The following is a 16,629-nucleotide window of genomic DNA, read 5'->3' on the forward strand; positions in this document are numbered from 1 at the left end:
AAACTGTCACCAGACAGCCCCGCGAGCGTTGTCCCCGCCATCAAAAACATAAAAAATGTAAAGTTAATCATGATCTTAACCTCCAAAGAGGCATTGACCAAAACCAACAATAAAAAAATATAAATCCTTTCGCTTACAATACCCACGTATGGGCATTATTTCATTTTTTATATATCTTTTGCAATTTTGCTAAATTTCTTTAATGCAATATTTAAATTCTTTGCGATGTCTTTGGCGATGATGTCGGGAGCGGGTAGATTTTCCAAATCCATAATACTGTCGTCTTTAAGCCAGATTATATCAAGATTGGTCTTGTCCCGCCTTATCAATTCGTTATATTTAAAACTTTTAAATCTTTTTGCTTCTTTCCTGTTATGCCTATTATTTGCATTATAACATTTTACAAAATCCTCAAGATGTTCGTATTTTAAAGTGTTTTCTTTAAGCGTAAAATGCATATTGGTTCTTAAATCATAAATCCAAAGTTTATCTGTCCATGGTTTTTCACTTGCTTTTCTTTTGTCAAAAAAAAGCACATTCGCCTTAACTCCCTGTGCGTAAAATATTCCGGTCGGTAACCGCAGTAAAGTATGAACATCACAAGTATCAAGCAGTTTCTTTCTTATTGTTTCCCCTGCCCCACCTTCAAAAAGAACATTGTCAGGAATGACTATTGCTACTTTACCATTTTCTTTCAATATGGTTTTCACATGCTGTAAAAAGTTAAGTTGTTTATTTGAAGTAGTTGCCCAAAAATCCTGTCTTCCGTAAACAAGCGATTCCTTATCTGCTTTGCCGTCTCCGTTTACAATAGTGATACTGCTTTTTTTACCAAAAGGCGGATTGGTAAGCACCATTTCAAATCTGTCACCGGAATCGGATGCTAAAGCATCGCTAACAATAATTGGGCTTTCATCTCCACCTATACCATGTAAAAACAGGTTCATTACACAAAGCCGGGCAACTCCATCTACTATATCCCAACCCTTAAAAGTTTTTGACTTTAATATTTTCTTTTGGTCTTTATCCAGATTCTTTTTTGATAAATATTCATAGGCAGCAAGTAGAAAACCACCGGTGCCACAAGCAGGGTCGCATATTTTCATTCCCAATTCGGGTTTCATTACATCTACCATCGCCCTAATCAATGGGCGAGGTGTAAAATATTGCCCGGCGCCGCTTTTAGTATCTTCGGCATTTTTCTGCAAGAGACCTTCGTAAATATCGCCTTTTACATCAATATCCATTCCTATCCACGTCTCGGAATTAATAAGTTCCACCAACCGCTTTAATTTTGCAGGGTCTTGTATTCTATTTTGTGACTTACGGAAGATTACACCCAATAATCCCTTTTCTTTGCCAAGTTCCTGTAATATACGTCTATAATGGTTCTCAAGAGCAGTTCCATCCTTTGTTACCAAACTTTGCCAGTCAAGTCCTTTTGGTATTTCTGAAGATTTTTTTATTTTTTCTTTAACCATCTCATCTTCCATTTTTAGAAACAACAGATAAGTCAACTGCTCCACATAGTCGCCATAACTTACACCGTCATCTCTTAACACATTGCAGTAATTCCACAACCGCTGGACAATCGTAACCGATTCTTTAGTCATTAGTTTTTCTTATCCTTTTGTTTCTTTATTCTTTCAAGTAATATTTCTGCCGGTTCATCTTTTGAATTTTGTGGAACAAGTTTACCTTCAAAAGCATTTTTTAGAATACTTTGTCGTAATGTCTCCGCTTGCGTTAGCGACCACTCAACAGTTTTTTCTAATTCGTCTGCTAAGGCAAACCGGCTTTCAATTTCCCTTACGATTTGATGTTGTTCTTTAATTGAACAAATAGGAATTATTTGATTAAAAACATCGCTATCTCGAACCGCAGGATAAGATGATCCTGTCTGCAAATCATTCAATGGTTGTATGAGCTTATCCGATAAGACATATTGAAATAAATATTCTGGCAATAATATATCTTGTCTTGTCCTTATAACTGTGAATCCAGTAGAGCCAATTTGATCATTAAATTTAGTATCTGCAACTTGAGCAATATTTTTTAAATAAGTTCTTACTGTAGAGAATAAAATATCTCTGTATTTCAATATTTGTTGAGCACGAGAAGGAGCATTTTTCCATTTATATTCTTTATAACTTATAATTTTATTGGTTGAATTATCTATACTCCCAATATCTAAATATTTAAACACATACTCATCGTCAATTTTTCGTCTATTTATTTTTTCTACTTTTTTAACTGTATCACCTAATTTTACTAAAATCCAATGCTTTGGCAATTTTCTATTTTTAATATTTTTATTTGTCAATCTTCCTTCAAAGGCTTGTTTTAATACTGATTGTCGGTATTGTTTTATCTGCCCCTGCATTTTTTCAAGTATTTCCACCCCTTCGTCCAATTCCTTGAACAACTCCTCAATTTTCCTCACAATCCGTTTCTGCTCCGGCAACGGTGAAATAGGAATTGGTATATTTTTAAGCTTTGTAGCGTTTACATTTGCAAGAGCAATACCAATACTTTTTTCTAAAATATGATTCCAATAAAATGGACTTTTTAGAAAATATGCAAAATATTTATTATTTATTCGCGGGATAAATCTAATAAGATATGATGCAAATACTGCCTTTTCAGGATTTTCAATTAAAAAACTATACCCTACAGAACCAGCTCTCGAAATTACCACATCACCATTTTTAAGCAGGTATTTATTTAGTTCGGCAGGAACATCTTTACAAAAAGGAACAGTATCCCAATCTATTTTACCGGATGTTATATCGGTGGTTCTTAACAAGTGTATTTCTCCCATGTCAGATGCACTTGTTGTATATCCATATTGAGTATCTTCGCACACATCAGCAATTGTTGCTGTTTCCCAATTCTTAGGCATTCTCATATTTTAAAGAATTCGTTTTTTAATTGCTCAAAATAATATTTACTTGAAGAAACTAGAATATCTGGTGTACTGCAATTGCTCACATACATCCCTTTAATCCGTATCTTTTCTTCTACATTTCCTATAACAAATATTTTATGCGTTGCAGCATTATCTTCTATTACTTTTGATATTTGCTTTAAACTATTAATAATTGCTTGAGTAAAAGGAATAAAAATAATCTGCCGAGAGTATTGTTGATTGAACAACACAACATGAGCATAATTAAGAATTACTTTTCTTACCTGGTCAGCAGATCCAACAAATAAATTTCCATTTTGGGAAAGCTGTTGATTTTTAAGGTTTAAATTACTATAGAGGTCACGAGTTATACGATCAAAAACTATATATAAATTTGCAAACATACTATTCGTATGACTTATAATTTGCTCTGTTCTTTGTTCAATATCTTCTCTCTTATAAGGATAAGGAGGTATTCTTGATATAAGGTTTTGGTAGATAGTGAAATGTGAATTAAACTGGGATGACGCATCAAAACCTAAATCACTTATAGTATGAACATAGCCACTTGAATTTTTCCAAAATATTTCATTATTTATTTCCTGTTTTCCCTGTTGCAATAATAAAATATTATTTATTGAAATGATATAGTCGCAATATTTTTTAAATTCATCGATAAATCTTTTTTCTATTTCACTTGGCACAGTAAGATTTATTGGTGGGTCATTTTCTACATTTCCGATGTATTGATAAGCTCTAATCGGAACCAATAGCCCTCTTATACTTTCTTGCGATTCAGTAATTATAGTTAAGGCACCCAATCTATAGATAAGCGCATTGAAATCTCTTATCGCAGAGGCAATTGGCGTATCGTTATTAATATCATTGAATTTCTGTCCGGAATACTTGGAAGAGATATTATCTCTTACATGTGAATATAATGTCCTAAGAATATTTTCATTTTCATGCCATTTTGATGGTTCGTGGGCAAGATATTTTTCTTCAAATATTAAAGTAATTGATTTATGTAATCTCGCTTTTAACATTACATCTTGTTCAAGTTTATCTATCTTAATAATGCTATATCCATTTTCGTCAAAACCTGTAATGTTATCTTTTATGACTCTAATTAAATCAAAAAAATCATTTATAGAATCAAATACAAATGAGTGCTTTAATATTTCGTATTCAATATTACCTAGTTCTTTACTTTCGACGATATCATCTAAATATTTGCTCAAGTCATTCCAAAGAGGACGTGCAAAAAAGTATTTTGAAGTAAAATACGTATATTCTTTGGATCTATAAAACTCTGGTCTTTCTGGTTTAGTTGCTATTATGTAAGAAAAAAATTCTTCTCCGCTAACAAAAATGAATATTGCTTTTGAAAGTGTAAAAAGATTTTTGAAATACTTCAAAACATCTTTTAATTTTTCAGTATCAAGCTTGTCTAATTCATCGATTACATAAACCAATTTAATACCATTTCCATATAATTCTTTATGAATATTCTCCAAATCAAATTCAAGATTACTAATACTATTATCATACTCGTAAAGTGCTCCTGCTTCTTCCTTTGTGCAATCAATATTTCTTTTTGTTCTCCTTTTTTTATACCATAGATTAAATGTAAACGGGATAGGCAATGCAAATAAAAGAGGAAGTAATTTATCTAACCAAACTATTTTTGTGGATAAATATACCTGAAATACAACTGCTAAAGTCCATGAAAAAACAAGTATTATGTGTTTAATATTATTTTCGGAAAATAAAATATCTCTATTTTCTTCTTTTATTTGTTCATCTGATTTTTCCGATAAGTGTTGGTAATTTTCCCTCAACTTAAATTCGCTTGCCACAGCTTTTCTATACAGATTTTCAATTTTTTTATTTAAATCACCTTTTTTTAGTTTTTCATCTTGCATAGAAGAATAAAGTCTACGAATTAAATTTTGTATTATTTTTTCAGGTAATATATTATCATCTTCATTATCTTCCTTAGTAGATTCGGCCTCCAACTGTGCTGCGTTCATTAACACTATGCGAATATCTTTTTGCTTTTTCTTAGCTTCTAAAAGAGCTTTATATACAGCAGAAGTTTTTCCAACACCCCTATAACCACTTACTAGAATAGAACCTTGATTTTTGTGCAAAATTTCATTTATTAGTAATTCTACTTCCCTTTCACGCCCGGCAAAATAACCATGTCCTTTCGATTCGTAAATAGGCGGTTGGATAGGGACATCCCAATCTTTTTTTAATTTAATGATCATTTTGCACCTCTCTTATAATATATCTTCACATATCTACTCTGTTAATACTATGTTCATATTCTGAATTATATTTTTCAGTTCTTTCCCAAACACCTTCTGTGCCTTTATTCTTCCACCTTTTTCAAAGAAGGGAGTGTTGTCAAAATCGCTTTCTTCAATTAAGAATGAAGTCGCTATGTAATTTTTTATCATTATAAGCCAGTCCATCTGTTCCGGTGTGAACTTCCTGCCTGTTTTTTCCTGTTCCGTAAGCCAGTTGTTGAAGTTTTCTGCAACAGTATATTCAAACGGTTCAAGGATTTTCTTTTCGCCTATTGTGAAACGGACTAAGGAAATTATGTCTGTAAGTAATTTATGTGGTCCCACTTTCTTTACTTTGGACTTTTCCAATTTTTCATAAGCAGACCAAAGTTGTTCCGATGTTAAATTATATGGAGGTTTTTGTATCGCTTCTGCAAGTTGCTTTATTTGTTCATAAGTTATATGCCTGCTTGTGTAGGGTTTGTTGTAAATCATCTGCAATGCCGTGATTTCACTTTTGTTGTCCTGTATAAATTTCTTGAATGTATCAATTATGCTTTTTGCTTTTTCTTTTGCCTGTTCATCATAGCCGGTAAAAGTTACTTTATCTATACTGACTGTATCTATTACTTGTTCGCTTCTCTTTTTTATATCAATAAGTATATTTCTGAATTTCGGGTTATCAAATATTGTACACGCTTCTTTTGTTAGTTCTTCGGTTGCTTTTTTTATCTGTTCTTTTGTAGGTTCGGCTATTTTATGTTTTTGTTTTGCTTTTTCTGTTTGTTTGTCCGGGTCAATGGCATCCAAGATGGTATTTATTATCTGTTTAAGTGTTTTGCCTTGTGCTGTTTTTTCTATTTCTGTCCTGTCTTTTTCTGAGATTTCTCTGTCTAAACCTGCCAGTCGTCCGGCAAGTGTTGTGAGGGTGTCTGTGTCACGATTACCTAAGGCGACATCCATTAAGAGTTTATCAAACGGTATGCTTTTTTTTCTTTCCATTGGGCGGGAATCGGTTTTGTCGGTTTCGCAGACACCTATTGCGTCTACGATAACAAAATGCGTTTTATTGAATGCATCCGGTGTAACAGCTCGGAAGTCCGTTGATTCTATTACTCTTGTGCCCCTGCCTTTCATCTGCTCAAAATATACTCTTGATTTTACATCCCGCATAAATAAAAGACATTCAAGGGGTTTTATGTCCGTTCCGGTGGATATCATATCTACGGTTACTGCTATACGCGGATTGTATGAGTTTCGGAATTCTGCTATTAGGTCTTCGGGCTTTTCGCCGGTTGTCCGATAGGTTATTTTTTTGCAAAAGTCGTTGCCTTTGCCGAATTCTTCCCTTATTATGTGAACGATGTCTTCGGCGTGAGAGTCATCTTTGGCAAATATCAGGGTTTTAGGAACAACTGTTCTTCCCGGAAATATTTCCGTAAAGAGGTTTTCTTTAAAGGCACGGATTATGGTTCTTATTTGGTCTTGGGCGACTACATCCCTGTCCAACTGACCGGCATCGTAGACCATATCTTCGTCAAGTTTTTCCCAACGGGTTTTTCTTGTCTGCTTGTTTCTTTTGTCCACATAGTATCCGGCTTCTACTTTGCTGCCGCTTTCGGTTATATCCGTTTTTATTCGGTAGACCTCATAGCCGACGTTTACACCGTCTGCCACTGCTCTATCGTGTGTGTATTCCGTTACAAGATTTTGATTAAAAAAACCGAGTGTCTGTTTAGAAGGTGTTGCGGTAAGTCCGATTATATAAGCGTCAAAGTATTCCAATACCTGTCTCCAGAGGTTGTATATTGAGCGGTGACATTCATCGGTAATTATGAAGTCGAAAGTTTCTATCGGGATTTCGGAATTATATACTACATCTTTAGAAATTTCATTGCTTGTGGTCATATTGTAAAGAGATTGCTCTTCTAATTCCGGATCAAAATTCTGTTCACCCCGGAGCATTGAGTAAAGCCTTTGTATTGTGGTAATACAGACGCGGCTGACTTTGTCTATTTTGTTTGTGCTTAAGTGTTGAACATTATAAAGTTCGGTGAATTTTCTGCCGTCATCGGGGGTTATGTACTGCTGAAACTCTTTTAGTGTTTGGCGTCCTAAGTTGTTTCTGTCAACAAGGAAAAGTACTCTTTTTGCGTCTGCGTGTTTTATTAAGCGGTAAACAGAACTGACTGCCATGTATGTTTTTCCGCTTCCGGTTGCCATTTGTATAAGAGCACGAGGACGGTCGTCTGCAAAAGATTCTTCAAGTGTTTTTATTGCTACTATTTGACAGTTTCTTAATCCTTGGGTGATTAGCGGCGGTATTTTTTTTAGTTTTGTTCTTAGGGTTTCTGATTGTTCGTAGATTTCTTTTAATATTTCGGGTCTGTGAAAACTATAAACCCGTCTTGAACGCGGGTCGGGGTCTCTGTTGTCCCTAAAATATGTTTCTACGCCGGTGCTTTCATATGCAAAAGGCAAAGGTTCTTTTACATGAGGTAGATTGTCGGGCAAATCAGTTGTATATTTTGCAGATTGTTCTGCAACACCGCTTAATGTTGTGCCTTCTTTTTTTGCTTCTACTACTCCGATAGCGATTCCGGCTACAAAAAGAAGGTAGTCAGCTGTCCCTACCTTGAGTGGAAATTCACGGATGGCAACACCCAATGATGAATGAATATTCAGTTCTTTTATGTCCTGAATTTCCCATCCGGACTGTTTTAAAAGTTCATCTATTTTCTCTCTTGCTTTGTCTTCCGGTTTATTTCCCATTTAAAATCCTATTTGTCTTTATATTTTTATTTATTTTGAATCCGGGGACACAACACTTGATTTTTAACCAAGTAAGCGTGCCTAACGGCAGTCAGGCTCGGCAAATACAACAACGACCTTTTACTTTAGACCCTTCGCCTTTAGCTCAAGGGTGACATCAAGCCCTATATTAAAGAGGACAGTGACTTTTTATTAGGACAATTAGCAGGGTAAGACCCTGCAGCTACGAAGGGCATGACAAGAGTCTGACAGTTGCGGGGTCAAGTCTTGATTCTTGAATTATATGCCCCTCTTATTATTTTTTATTTTTATGTCCCTCTATCGCTTTATCCTTTTTTAAAGGTAAATAGTTTTCTTTAGATATTACTTTTTTGCCGGTTTTTTCTTCCAATTCTAATCTTGCTTTCTTGGCAATGCCACCGCCTTTTTTACCGGCTATTTTGTTTTCTGTCATGCCTTTGGCAATCATTGTTTCGGCTATTTGTCTGGTAGATAATTCTGCTAAAGCGGTAAAAATAAGTTCTGCTTCGGTCATATGGTCCCTTAAGTTTTGCGTCTTTAAACCTTTGACTTTTTTGTGTTCATTTACTGTAACATCTGACCATTCCTGATGTATTATGTTAGTAAGTATCGCGTACTCTTCTTCTTTGGTTACTTCGTGCTTGCTCCAGTAGTCAGTTAATTTATTTCGTGTTTCCTGCCCCATCATTCGTTGTTGTATCCACTTCCCGCTTCTTCCGTGTTTCTGCCAGTTTTCTCTGGCTCTGTTTAACGACTTTTCAGGGTCTGCCATTTCCTGCATTCTTTCATAGCCAACTTTAGCTAACCACATTTTTATTGGTTCTGCTTTTGGACTTGGAACGGACTGGATAAGACGTAAAAGTGTTTCAGGATTGGCAACATCAGTAATATATTTCTTCCCGTCAGACGCTTCCATTTTCAGTTGGTCACATTTTGTGACGACCTCACTTCCTTCTTCTTTTAATCGGTTTTTCAATGTCGTCCAATAACTTTGAGCTTTCTTATGTTCATGCTGTTCCGTTAAAACAGCAATAATGTCCACAACAGAGAAATACCATGTTTCAGTTTTTTCATCATAAAGCCGACGGATTTTGAAATTTTCAAAGATTGCTAAATTACTCAACATCTTGATTCTCCTATATTTTACTCATAATTTTAATTTTGGGGATACAATACTTAATTATTAGCCGAGCAAGCTCGGCAAGTACAACTTTTGAGACTAAATAGAAACTCGGTATTCCTCAACAAAAACTATTAGCAGGGTAAGACCCTGCTGCTACAAAAAGCAGACGCTTAAGACAGCGACCATCTACTCAACTGTGACGGATTTGGCTAGGTTTCGGGGTTGGTCTACGTCACAGCCGCGTAGAATACCTATATAATATGCTAAGAGCTGGAGCGGGATAACGGTTAGGATGGGATATAACAATTCGTCGGTTTTGGGGACGTAGAAAACGTGGTCGGATTTTCCTTTTATCAGCTCGTCGCCTTCTGTGGCGATTGCTATGACTATTCCTTCACGGGCTTTGACTTCTTCAATGTTTGAAAGGATTTTTTCGTATACTTTACCATGTGTTGCAATGCAGACGACAGGCATGTTTTCATCAATTAAAGCGATTGGTCCGTGTTTCATTTCGCCGGCAGGGTAACCTTCGGCGTGGATGTATGAAATTTCTTTAAGTTTAAGGGCACCCTCAAGGGCGATAGGGTAGTTAAGTCCCCTGCCCAGGTAAAGAAAATGCGATTTTTTAAAGAATTTTTTTGCGATTGTTTTTATTTCCTGTTCCCTGTTTAATATATTGGTTATATCTCGCGGGATTTTAATCAGTGAATCGATAAACTTTACTGCATAATCTTTTGTTATTTTTCCCCTGACTATACCAAAATATAACGCCAAAAGATAAATTGCTGTGAGTTGTCCTGTAAACGCTTTTGTGGATGCAACTCCGATTTCGGGACCGCATCTTGTGTAAATAGTAGCTTGTGAATCGCGGGTGATTGTTGAACCCATTACGTTACATATTGCGAGCGTTTTTGAATGGAATTTTTTACTTTCCCTTAAGGGAGCGATTGTATCTGCTGTCTCCCCGGACTGGCTTATTGCCAGGACGAGTGTTTTATCATCTATGATTAAATCGCGATACCTGTATTCGGAACCGATTTCTGTTTCTGTTGATACTCCTGCAATTGTTTCAAATAAGAATTTACCGATTAAGCCGGCGTGGTATGATGTTCCGCAGGCAACTATGGAAACACGATTTATATTACGTATCAGTTCCGGGTTTAGTTTCAGCTCGTTAAAAAACTCGCTTACATCTTCAACAGCTATCCTGCCGCGAAATGTATCTTCTATTGTCTGGGGCTGCTCGTTAATCTCTTTGAGCATAAAATGCTTGTAGCCGGCTTTTTCAGCCATTAAGGAGTCCCATTCGATTGTATTTATTTTCCGCTCGCAAACTCCGCCTGTTTTATCATAAATCTTATAACCGTCTTTCTTTAATTCTGCAATATCGCCATCTTCAAGAAATATAAACTTTTTGGTATTTAAAAGCAGTGCAGGGATATCTGATGCGATAAAATATTCATTATCACATAGACCGACGACTAATGGTGCGTCAAAACGGACGCCAATCAGAACATCGGGATTATCCTGTGAAATTACGCCAAGTGCATATGCACCTTTAAGATGGGTAACTGCTGTTTTTACTGCTGACAAGAGGTCGCCTTTGTAATGTTTTTCTATTAAATGGACAATTACTTCTGTGTCTGTTTCGGACAGGAATTTGTGACCTTCGGAAATAAGTCCCTGTTTCAGCTGCCTGTAATTTTCAATAATACCGTTATGGACAACTACTATTTTACCGGAACAGTCAGTATGGGGATGTGCGTTTTCTTCGGAAGGTCTGCCGTGGGTCGCCCAGCGGATATGACCGATGCCTACTGTGCCTGAAAACTTTTCTTGTTTGATAACTGTTTCAAGGTTTTTTATTTTGCCGACTGCGCGGGTGGTTTTTATTTTTCCGTTTTCGATTGTAGCAATGCCGGATGAATCGTAACCGCGGTATTCAAGACGTTTTAATCCGCTGAAGATTACGTCTGAGGCAATTTTATCACCGATATATCCGACTATTCCGCACATTTTTAAAAACCCCTAACAGATGCACCGCAAGGCGGTGCGACTACATTAACATCACTTCGGGTGGGCAAGCCCACCCCTACGCGTTCAACTAGTTAATCTTTGAACTTGAAATCTTTTTTAGCGGCTTGGGTGTGGATTGCTTTTAGCATTGCTTGGTCTAGAGTTTGGGTATTATTACCCTTTACTGTCTCTTTTTCTTTTTGGGTTATATATTTTCTGCGGGCTTCGCTTAATTCAGTGATTTTCTTTTGGATTTCTTTTTTCTCGATGATTTTTTTCTGGATGTAATCGCTTAGTTCCTTCCGGGTCATTGATTGTAGCTCTTTAGGAAGGTCTTCTTTTTTTATATCTTCTACTTTCAATCTCTTGCTTTCAACTTCGCTGACTACGTCCCATGAGGCATTGCTGTATTGTGAACTTGCTTTGAATAAAGCACGCTGGGTCGGTGCGCCCGCGCCGGCATACGATTCCGCCATTCTATCCTGTGTAACTTGCATCTCTTTTGCTTTTTGTCCTTCAGTTCCGTATGGGATATTTGTTTTATTTATTTCTTTGCCTAATTTCTGTATTTCGTCATCCTGCGGGGCTTTTATGGAAACTATCTGTGCTTCCTGGTCAATGTTCATATATTCACCATTGCCGGTTTCAGCACCTGCTTTCCATTGTGTTGCGATACCTTCCTGGTATCTGCCGCAAAAAATAGTATTTACAATAATTCCCTTTCCGGCTGCTGATGTAACAGATTCTCTGAAATCAACAGTACCCTGAGTAAAAGGTTCATTGCCGGCGATAAAAATTGATTTATAAACGTCCGAGTGATTGTCCCATTTAAGCCCGTTAACTGCATCCCTTATAACAGCCCCGCAATATTCCTGTCCGCCGTTGGTTTTTAAAGCAAAAAGGCTTTCGGAAATTTTATCTAAATCGGTAGTAAAAGGAAGTACCTGGCGGATATATCCTTCTCCGGCACTTAAACCGGCGTTACCGTATTCATAAAGAGCTACTTGAAGTATCGGGTTGTCCCCACCTTTTTCAGCTGAAGATAATTCGTTGACTATTTTCCAGAGTTGGCTTTTTGTCTGGTTAATAAGCCCGTCCATACTATTACTTGTATCTAAAAGAATAGCAATTTGAACCAGCGGTTTTCCAAGAAAATTATTTGGTGTTGTGGTTGTTGATGTAGTAGGAACAGTTGTTGTACCCGATGGCTTGACAGGTGCATCGGTCCATGTTTTTTTTATAACTGCCTGACCTGCTGCAAGGATTTTACCGGTTTCGGTCTGGATAACTCGCGCATTGACTTCTGTTTTACTGCTGCTGATATCGTTCAATGTTCCTGTTATAATCGCATTAACGCCGAGCAGTTTACCTATTTCCTGAGTTGTCTTGATATCTGTTATTCCGCTCATTTCCAGCTTCATCTCTTCTAAAACTTTCTTAAGCAGGTTTCTTTCAATAACTTCAACTTTTTTACTTTCAACAAGAAACGTGGTTAGACGTTCCTGGACAATAGTTGAGCCGCTGCTTAAAGCACCGTCCGGATAAGGGAGGCTTAAGACTGCTACTTTTTTGTTGGGTTGGTCAGAAAAGCTTTTTTCAAGTTTTCGAGATAAATCTTTAAGGGGGTCAGCGTTAATGGTGTTGAAAAAGAATAAAAAAGTAAAAATAATTAAAAAAAATATTTTAAAAAGTCGCATGGATACTCCTTTTGATTAAGTAGTTGCACGCCCTTGGCGTGCTTTATGGAACAGCATGTGCTTGCCGAGGGCAAGCTACTACAACTAACAACAAGCCGAGTAAACTTGGCAACTACAAACAAGAACAAGCAGAGCTTTGCTCTGCGGCTACAAATTAAAAAAAATTCAAATTTACAAAAACTAAGGGCTGCACCGCAAGGCGGTGCTGCTACATAAACATTGTTGCTCTGCTTACTTAAAAAACAAAAGATTTATGATACTGAGTCTATTAAAGATTTCATTTCTTTTACTGCGTTGGATAAGCCTACAAAAACTGAACGGCATATTATGGAATAACCTATGTTTAACTCGTTCATTCCTTTTATTTTGGCTATATCTTTAACATTTTCATAATCAAGTCCGTGACCGGCGTTGAGACCTAATCCAAGCTGTAAAACATATTTTGATGCGTTTTGGATTTTCTTTAGTTCTTTTCTTCTTTTAACTTCGTTCGGCGCATTAGCGTAGGAACCGGTGTGAAGCTCGACAAAATCAGCATCAATATCTTTTGCTGCGTCAATCTGGCGGAAATCAGGGTCGATAAAAATACTGACGCATATTTTTTTGTTTTTTAATTCTTCCACTACTCTTCCTATCATTTTTTTATTTGAAACAACATCCAAACCGCCTTCTGTCGTTAATTCCTGTCTTTTTTCAGGGACAAGACATACATCATCAGGTCCTATCTTCTTCGCAAACTTTACAATATCGGGAGCAATTGACATTTCGAGGTTCAGTTTTGTTTTTATTTCTTTTCTTAATCTTTTAACATCTTCATCAGTTATATGTCTCCTGTCTTCCCGCAGGTGAAAGGTTATGCCGTCGGCACCCGCTTTACCTACGATTTTTGCAGCATAAACCGGGTCAGGAAAGCAGCCTTTCCTTAAATTTCTTATTGAAGCGATGTGGTCGATGTTTACTCCGAGTTTTACCATATAATTAAAAAGATATCTCCTAAGCACGCCAAGGGCGTGCGACTACAACTTAAGGCAAATTCAAAACAACAACAACAACTAACAACAAGCCGAGCAAGCTCGGCAACTACAAATTAAGAACAAAAAATAATCTTTAATTTGAGGGTGAGCAGGCTCACCCCTACGCGATATTTGTTAAAACTTAATATTCTCCCAGTTTTTTTGCTAAATCTACAATTTGCTTGAAATTTTCAAGACTTACGCTTGAAGGGACTGAATGGTCCGAAGAAAAGATATATCCTCCTAATTCTTTCATCACCGGCACCACTTTATTCATTTCGGATTTTATCGCCTCTGTATTATCCCAAAGAACAGCATTTATACCGCCATGCAGGACCAAATCATTACCATATTTTTTCTTAATTTGAACAGGGTCCATCCCGGCTTTTACTTCAAGCGGATTTAATGCATCCAAACCGATTTCAACGAGTTCCGGAATTAAAGGATTAATGTCGCCGCAAGAGTGCAGGTGTGCTTTAATTCCTTTTGAATGCGCCCAATCAATAGCCCGTTTGTGGACCGGTTTTGAAAGTTCGCGATAAGTTTTAAGAGAAAAAAATTGGTGGTTTTTATATCCCATATCATCCCACCAAAATATACTGTCAAGTTTATACCCGGCATCCAAAATCATTTCCAAAAGTGCTAAATTATCATCCAGAAATGTGTTGTACATATCAGAGCACCATTCAGGGTCTTCAACCAGAGCCATAAGCAGTCTCTCTGTCCCGATAACCCAGGAATGTGTTATATCAAAACCGAACCATAAACGCGCTTGTATCCAATAACCTTCTTCACGCCATTTCTTATAATCTTTCTTAAGTTTATTCCAGTTGATTCTATCTGAAGTTGGCGCCATCCGGCTTTTTGCTTTGAGCCATTCGTCTTTACTGTTAATTTTAAAATCTAAAAATTGCGGAGTAGAACCGGCGTGTTTCCACTGTTTCAGGGTAACACCCCATTCTGTAGTATGTATCTTATACTCTTCTGTTTCTTCTATGATTTTTGTCTTGTATCTTGGACTAATGTCAATATCAATATTTGCAACACGGTCAAGTCCGAAATAATCTACATAATTTACATTTTCAGGCATTCCTTCTTTATGCCATCTTTCTATTGTAGAACTCCAGGGGTCATCTATTACGGGTATACGGTCTGCTTCTTTGTGTTCGAACATTCTTTTAAAACGTTCAAATGATGTCATTTCACCCATATTTTTATTTTTCAATCTATACAAAGTCACAAGTCAGGCTTGCCAAGGGCAAGCCACTACAAATAACAACATGCCGAGCAAGCTCGGCAACTACACTACAATAAACGCTAAATATCTCTTATTAAAAATCTACTACACTGGCGATTTCTTTTGCGTATTGGTTTATTGTATTGTCATCAGGTCCTTCTACCATTATTCTTAGAAGGGGTTCGGTGCCGGAATACCTGACAAGCACCCTGCCGTCGTCTTTAAGCTTTTCTTCAACTGCTTTTATAGCGTCACTTAATTTTTTATTTTCTGCAATCGGGATTCTCTTTGTTACTTTTACATTTAAAAGGATTTGCGGATATTTTTTAACAATTTTTGATAGTTCCGAGAGCGTTTTTCCGCTTTTCTTAACTATAGATGCAATCTGGAGAGAAGTCAAAAGCCCGTCGCCCGAATTCATATAATTTTTGAAAATGACATGACCCGACTGCTCGCCCCCTAAAATAACATCATTCTTAACCATCTCGTCATAAACATATTTATCACCTACGGCGCTGCTATAAACTTTTACTCCGTCTCTTTCCATTGCTTTGTAAAAACCGAAGTTTGACATAACAGTTGCAACTACGGAATTATTTTTTAGTTTTGAATTTTTTCGCAGGTGGTCGGCGACAATAGCTACCTGATAATCGCCGTCCCTAACTTCACCTTTTTCATCGACAAATATGCACCTGTCACCGTCACCGTCATACGCAATTCCGAAATCCGCTTTATTATCAAGCACTGCTTTCTGAAGATTTCTTAAATGAAGGGAACCGCAATCCTTATTGATATTTTTGCCGTCAGGATTAGCAGAGATAGTGACTACACTTGCTTTCAAATCAGAAAACAATTCATCTGCAATCTTATAATTTGAACCATTGGCACAATCAATGATAATTCTCATTCCTTCAAAATCCGAAACATCATCTAACGTCGAACATAAGAATTTTAAATACGATTTTTCGGCAAGAGTGTCCCGGTGCAATATTTTACCTGTTTTATTCTCAGATACAACTATATCTTTATTCAAAAGCTTTTCTTCAATCTGCATCTCTATTTCATCGGCAATTTTGATACCTGAATTGGAGAAAAACTTTATTCCGTTAAACTCCGCGGAATTATGTGAAGCGGATATAACACAACCGGCAGATGAACCTCTTTTTGAGGTGAGATATGATATTGCAGGAGTTGAAATAACACCGCAATCAAAAACATTTACGCCGGCAGAATTTATGCCTTTTGAAATAATTTCCGATATCCACAAAGAAGACTCGCGGGTGTCCCTGCCTAGAACAAACTCATGTTTCTTAGAACCATTAAGGCTTAGCGCAGCGACATATCCTATTTTCTCAATAAAATCCGGTACAAGAGGATACTTACCTGCAATACCTCTTATCCCATCAGTGCCAAAAAGTTTTTTCATAAAAGACCACAGAACTGACACAGAACTAATACACGGAACTGACACAGAACTAAAACTTCTGAGTCACTTACTTGCTGAGCCTTTGCTTGACTATCCATAAAAGTATGGCTAGGATTATGGAG

The 16,629-nt window shown here is 36.8% G+C and carries 11 protein-coding genes; 1 reads left to right on the plus strand and 10 read right to left on the minus strand.

Features of this window, described 5'->3' with window-relative positions; translation table 11 throughout:
* Positions 1 to 167 precede the first annotated feature (167 nt).
* From PHE88_00835 to PHE88_00865, 7 genes are all read right to left on the minus strand, one after another.
* The gene (locus PHE88_00835) at positions 168 to 1,613 is read right to left on the minus strand and encodes a class I SAM-dependent DNA methyltransferase (GenBank protein MDD5686365.1); all 1,446 of its coding nucleotides are present in this window, start codon (positions 1,611 to 1,613) and stop codon (positions 168 to 170) included.
* Positions 1,613 to 2,902 (minus strand): restriction endonuclease subunit S, encoded by a 1,290-nt coding sequence (locus PHE88_00840; GenBank protein ID MDD5686366.1) that lies wholly within the window; start codon positions 2,900 to 2,902, stop codon positions 1,613 to 1,615. Before PHE88_00840 ends, PHE88_00835 begins: the two co-directional genes overlap by 1 nt.
* Before the next feature lie 2 nt (positions 2,903 to 2,904).
* Positions 2,905 to 5,181 (minus strand): P-loop NTPase fold protein, encoded by a 2,277-nt coding sequence (locus PHE88_00845; GenBank protein ID MDD5686367.1) that lies wholly within the window; start codon positions 5,179 to 5,181, stop codon positions 2,905 to 2,907.
* 33 nt (positions 5,182 to 5,214) lie between these two features.
* Positions 5,215 to 7,974 (minus strand): type I restriction-modification enzyme R subunit C-terminal domain-containing protein, encoded by a 2,760-nt coding sequence (locus PHE88_00850; protein MDD5686368.1) that lies wholly within the window; start codon positions 7,972 to 7,974, stop codon positions 5,215 to 5,217.
* A 295-nt stretch (positions 7,975 to 8,269) separates the two neighbouring features.
* Complete coding sequence (locus tag PHE88_00855) at positions 8,270 to 9,121, minus strand: BRO family protein (protein MDD5686369.1); 852 nt, start codon at positions 9,119 to 9,121, stop codon at positions 8,270 to 8,272.
* A gap of 183 nt (positions 9,122 to 9,304) precedes the next feature.
* The gene (gene glmS / locus PHE88_00860) at positions 9,305 to 11,134 is read right to left on the minus strand and encodes a glutamine--fructose-6-phosphate transaminase (isomerizing) (protein MDD5686370.1); all 1,830 of its coding nucleotides are present in this window, start codon (positions 11,132 to 11,134) and stop codon (positions 9,305 to 9,307) included.
* A 92-nt stretch (positions 11,135 to 11,226) separates the two neighbouring features.
* Entirely contained in the window at positions 11,227 to 12,831 is a 1,605-nt protein-coding gene (locus PHE88_00865) for a FlgO family outer membrane protein (GenBank protein MDD5686371.1), read from the minus strand.
* A 45-nt stretch (positions 12,832 to 12,876) separates the two neighbouring features.
* On the opposite strand from PHE88_00865, the gene PHE88_00870 reads away from it, so the two are divergent.
* Positions 12,877 to 13,047: a hypothetical protein gene (locus PHE88_00870; protein MDD5686372.1), complete on the plus strand. Its 171-nt coding sequence runs from the start codon at positions 12,877 to 12,879 to the stop codon at positions 13,045 to 13,047.
* A gap of 35 nt (positions 13,048 to 13,082) precedes the next feature.
* Here the strand turns inward: PHE88_00870 and PHE88_00875 are convergent, their stop codons facing one another.
* The 3 genes from PHE88_00875 to glmM form a co-directional block, all read right to left on the minus strand.
* Positions 13,083 to 13,805, minus strand: coding sequence for a pyridoxine 5'-phosphate synthase (locus PHE88_00875; GenBank protein ID MDD5686373.1), 723 nt, complete (start codon positions 13,803 to 13,805; stop codon positions 13,083 to 13,085).
* 181 nt (positions 13,806 to 13,986) lie between these two features.
* Positions 13,987 to 15,069 carry a uroporphyrinogen decarboxylase family protein gene (locus PHE88_00880; protein ID MDD5686374.1) on the minus strand — a complete coding sequence of 361 codons (1,083 nt, stop codon included), beginning with the start codon at positions 15,067 to 15,069 and terminating at the stop codon, positions 13,987 to 13,989.
* A 106-nt stretch (positions 15,070 to 15,175) separates the two neighbouring features.
* The gene (gene glmM, locus PHE88_00885) at positions 15,176 to 16,507 is read right to left on the minus strand and encodes a phosphoglucosamine mutase (protein MDD5686375.1); all 1,332 of its coding nucleotides are present in this window, start codon (positions 16,505 to 16,507) and stop codon (positions 15,176 to 15,178) included.
* Positions 16,508 to 16,629: the final 122 nt, after the last annotated feature.

The sequence above is a fragment of the Elusimicrobiota bacterium genome (genome assembly GCA_028718185.1).
GTDB lineage: Bacteria > Elusimicrobiota > UBA8919 > UBA8919 > UBA8919 > JAQUMH01.

Bases quoted from the DNA above. Each gene is read 5' to 3' on its own strand.
- PHE88_00835 (MDD5686365.1), bottom strand. From the start codon at position 1,613: ATGACTAAAGAATCGGTTACGATTGTCCAGCGGTTGTGGAATTACTGC.
- PHE88_00840 (MDD5686366.1), bottom strand. From the start codon at position 2,902: ATGCCTAAGAATTGGGAAACAGCAACAATTGCTGATGTGTGCGAAGAT.
- PHE88_00845 (MDD5686367.1), bottom strand. From the start codon at position 5,181: ATGATCATTAAATTAAAAAAAGATTGGGATGTCCCTATCCAACCGCCT.
- PHE88_00850 (MDD5686368.1), bottom strand. From the start codon at position 7,974: ATGGGAAATAAACCGGAAGACAAAGCAAGAGAGAAAATAGATGAACTT.
- PHE88_00855 (MDD5686369.1), bottom strand. From the start codon at position 9,121: ATGTTGAGTAATTTAGCAATCTTTGAAAATTTCAAAATCCGTCGGCTT.
- glmS (MDD5686370.1), bottom strand. From the start codon at position 11,134: ATGTGCGGAATAGTCGGATATATCGGTGATAAAATTGCCTCAGACGTA.
- PHE88_00865 (MDD5686371.1), bottom strand. From the start codon at position 12,831: ATGCGACTTTTTAAAATATTTTTTTTAATTATTTTTACTTTTTTATTC.
- PHE88_00870 (MDD5686372.1), top strand. From the start codon at position 12,877: ATGGAACAGCATGTGCTTGCCGAGGGCAAGCTACTACAACTAACAACA.
- PHE88_00875 (MDD5686373.1), bottom strand. From the start codon at position 13,805: ATGGTAAAACTCGGAGTAAACATCGACCACATCGCTTCAATAAGAAAT.
- glmM (MDD5686375.1), bottom strand. From the start codon at position 16,507: ATGAAAAAACTTTTTGGCACTGATGGGATAAGAGGTATTGCAGGTAAG.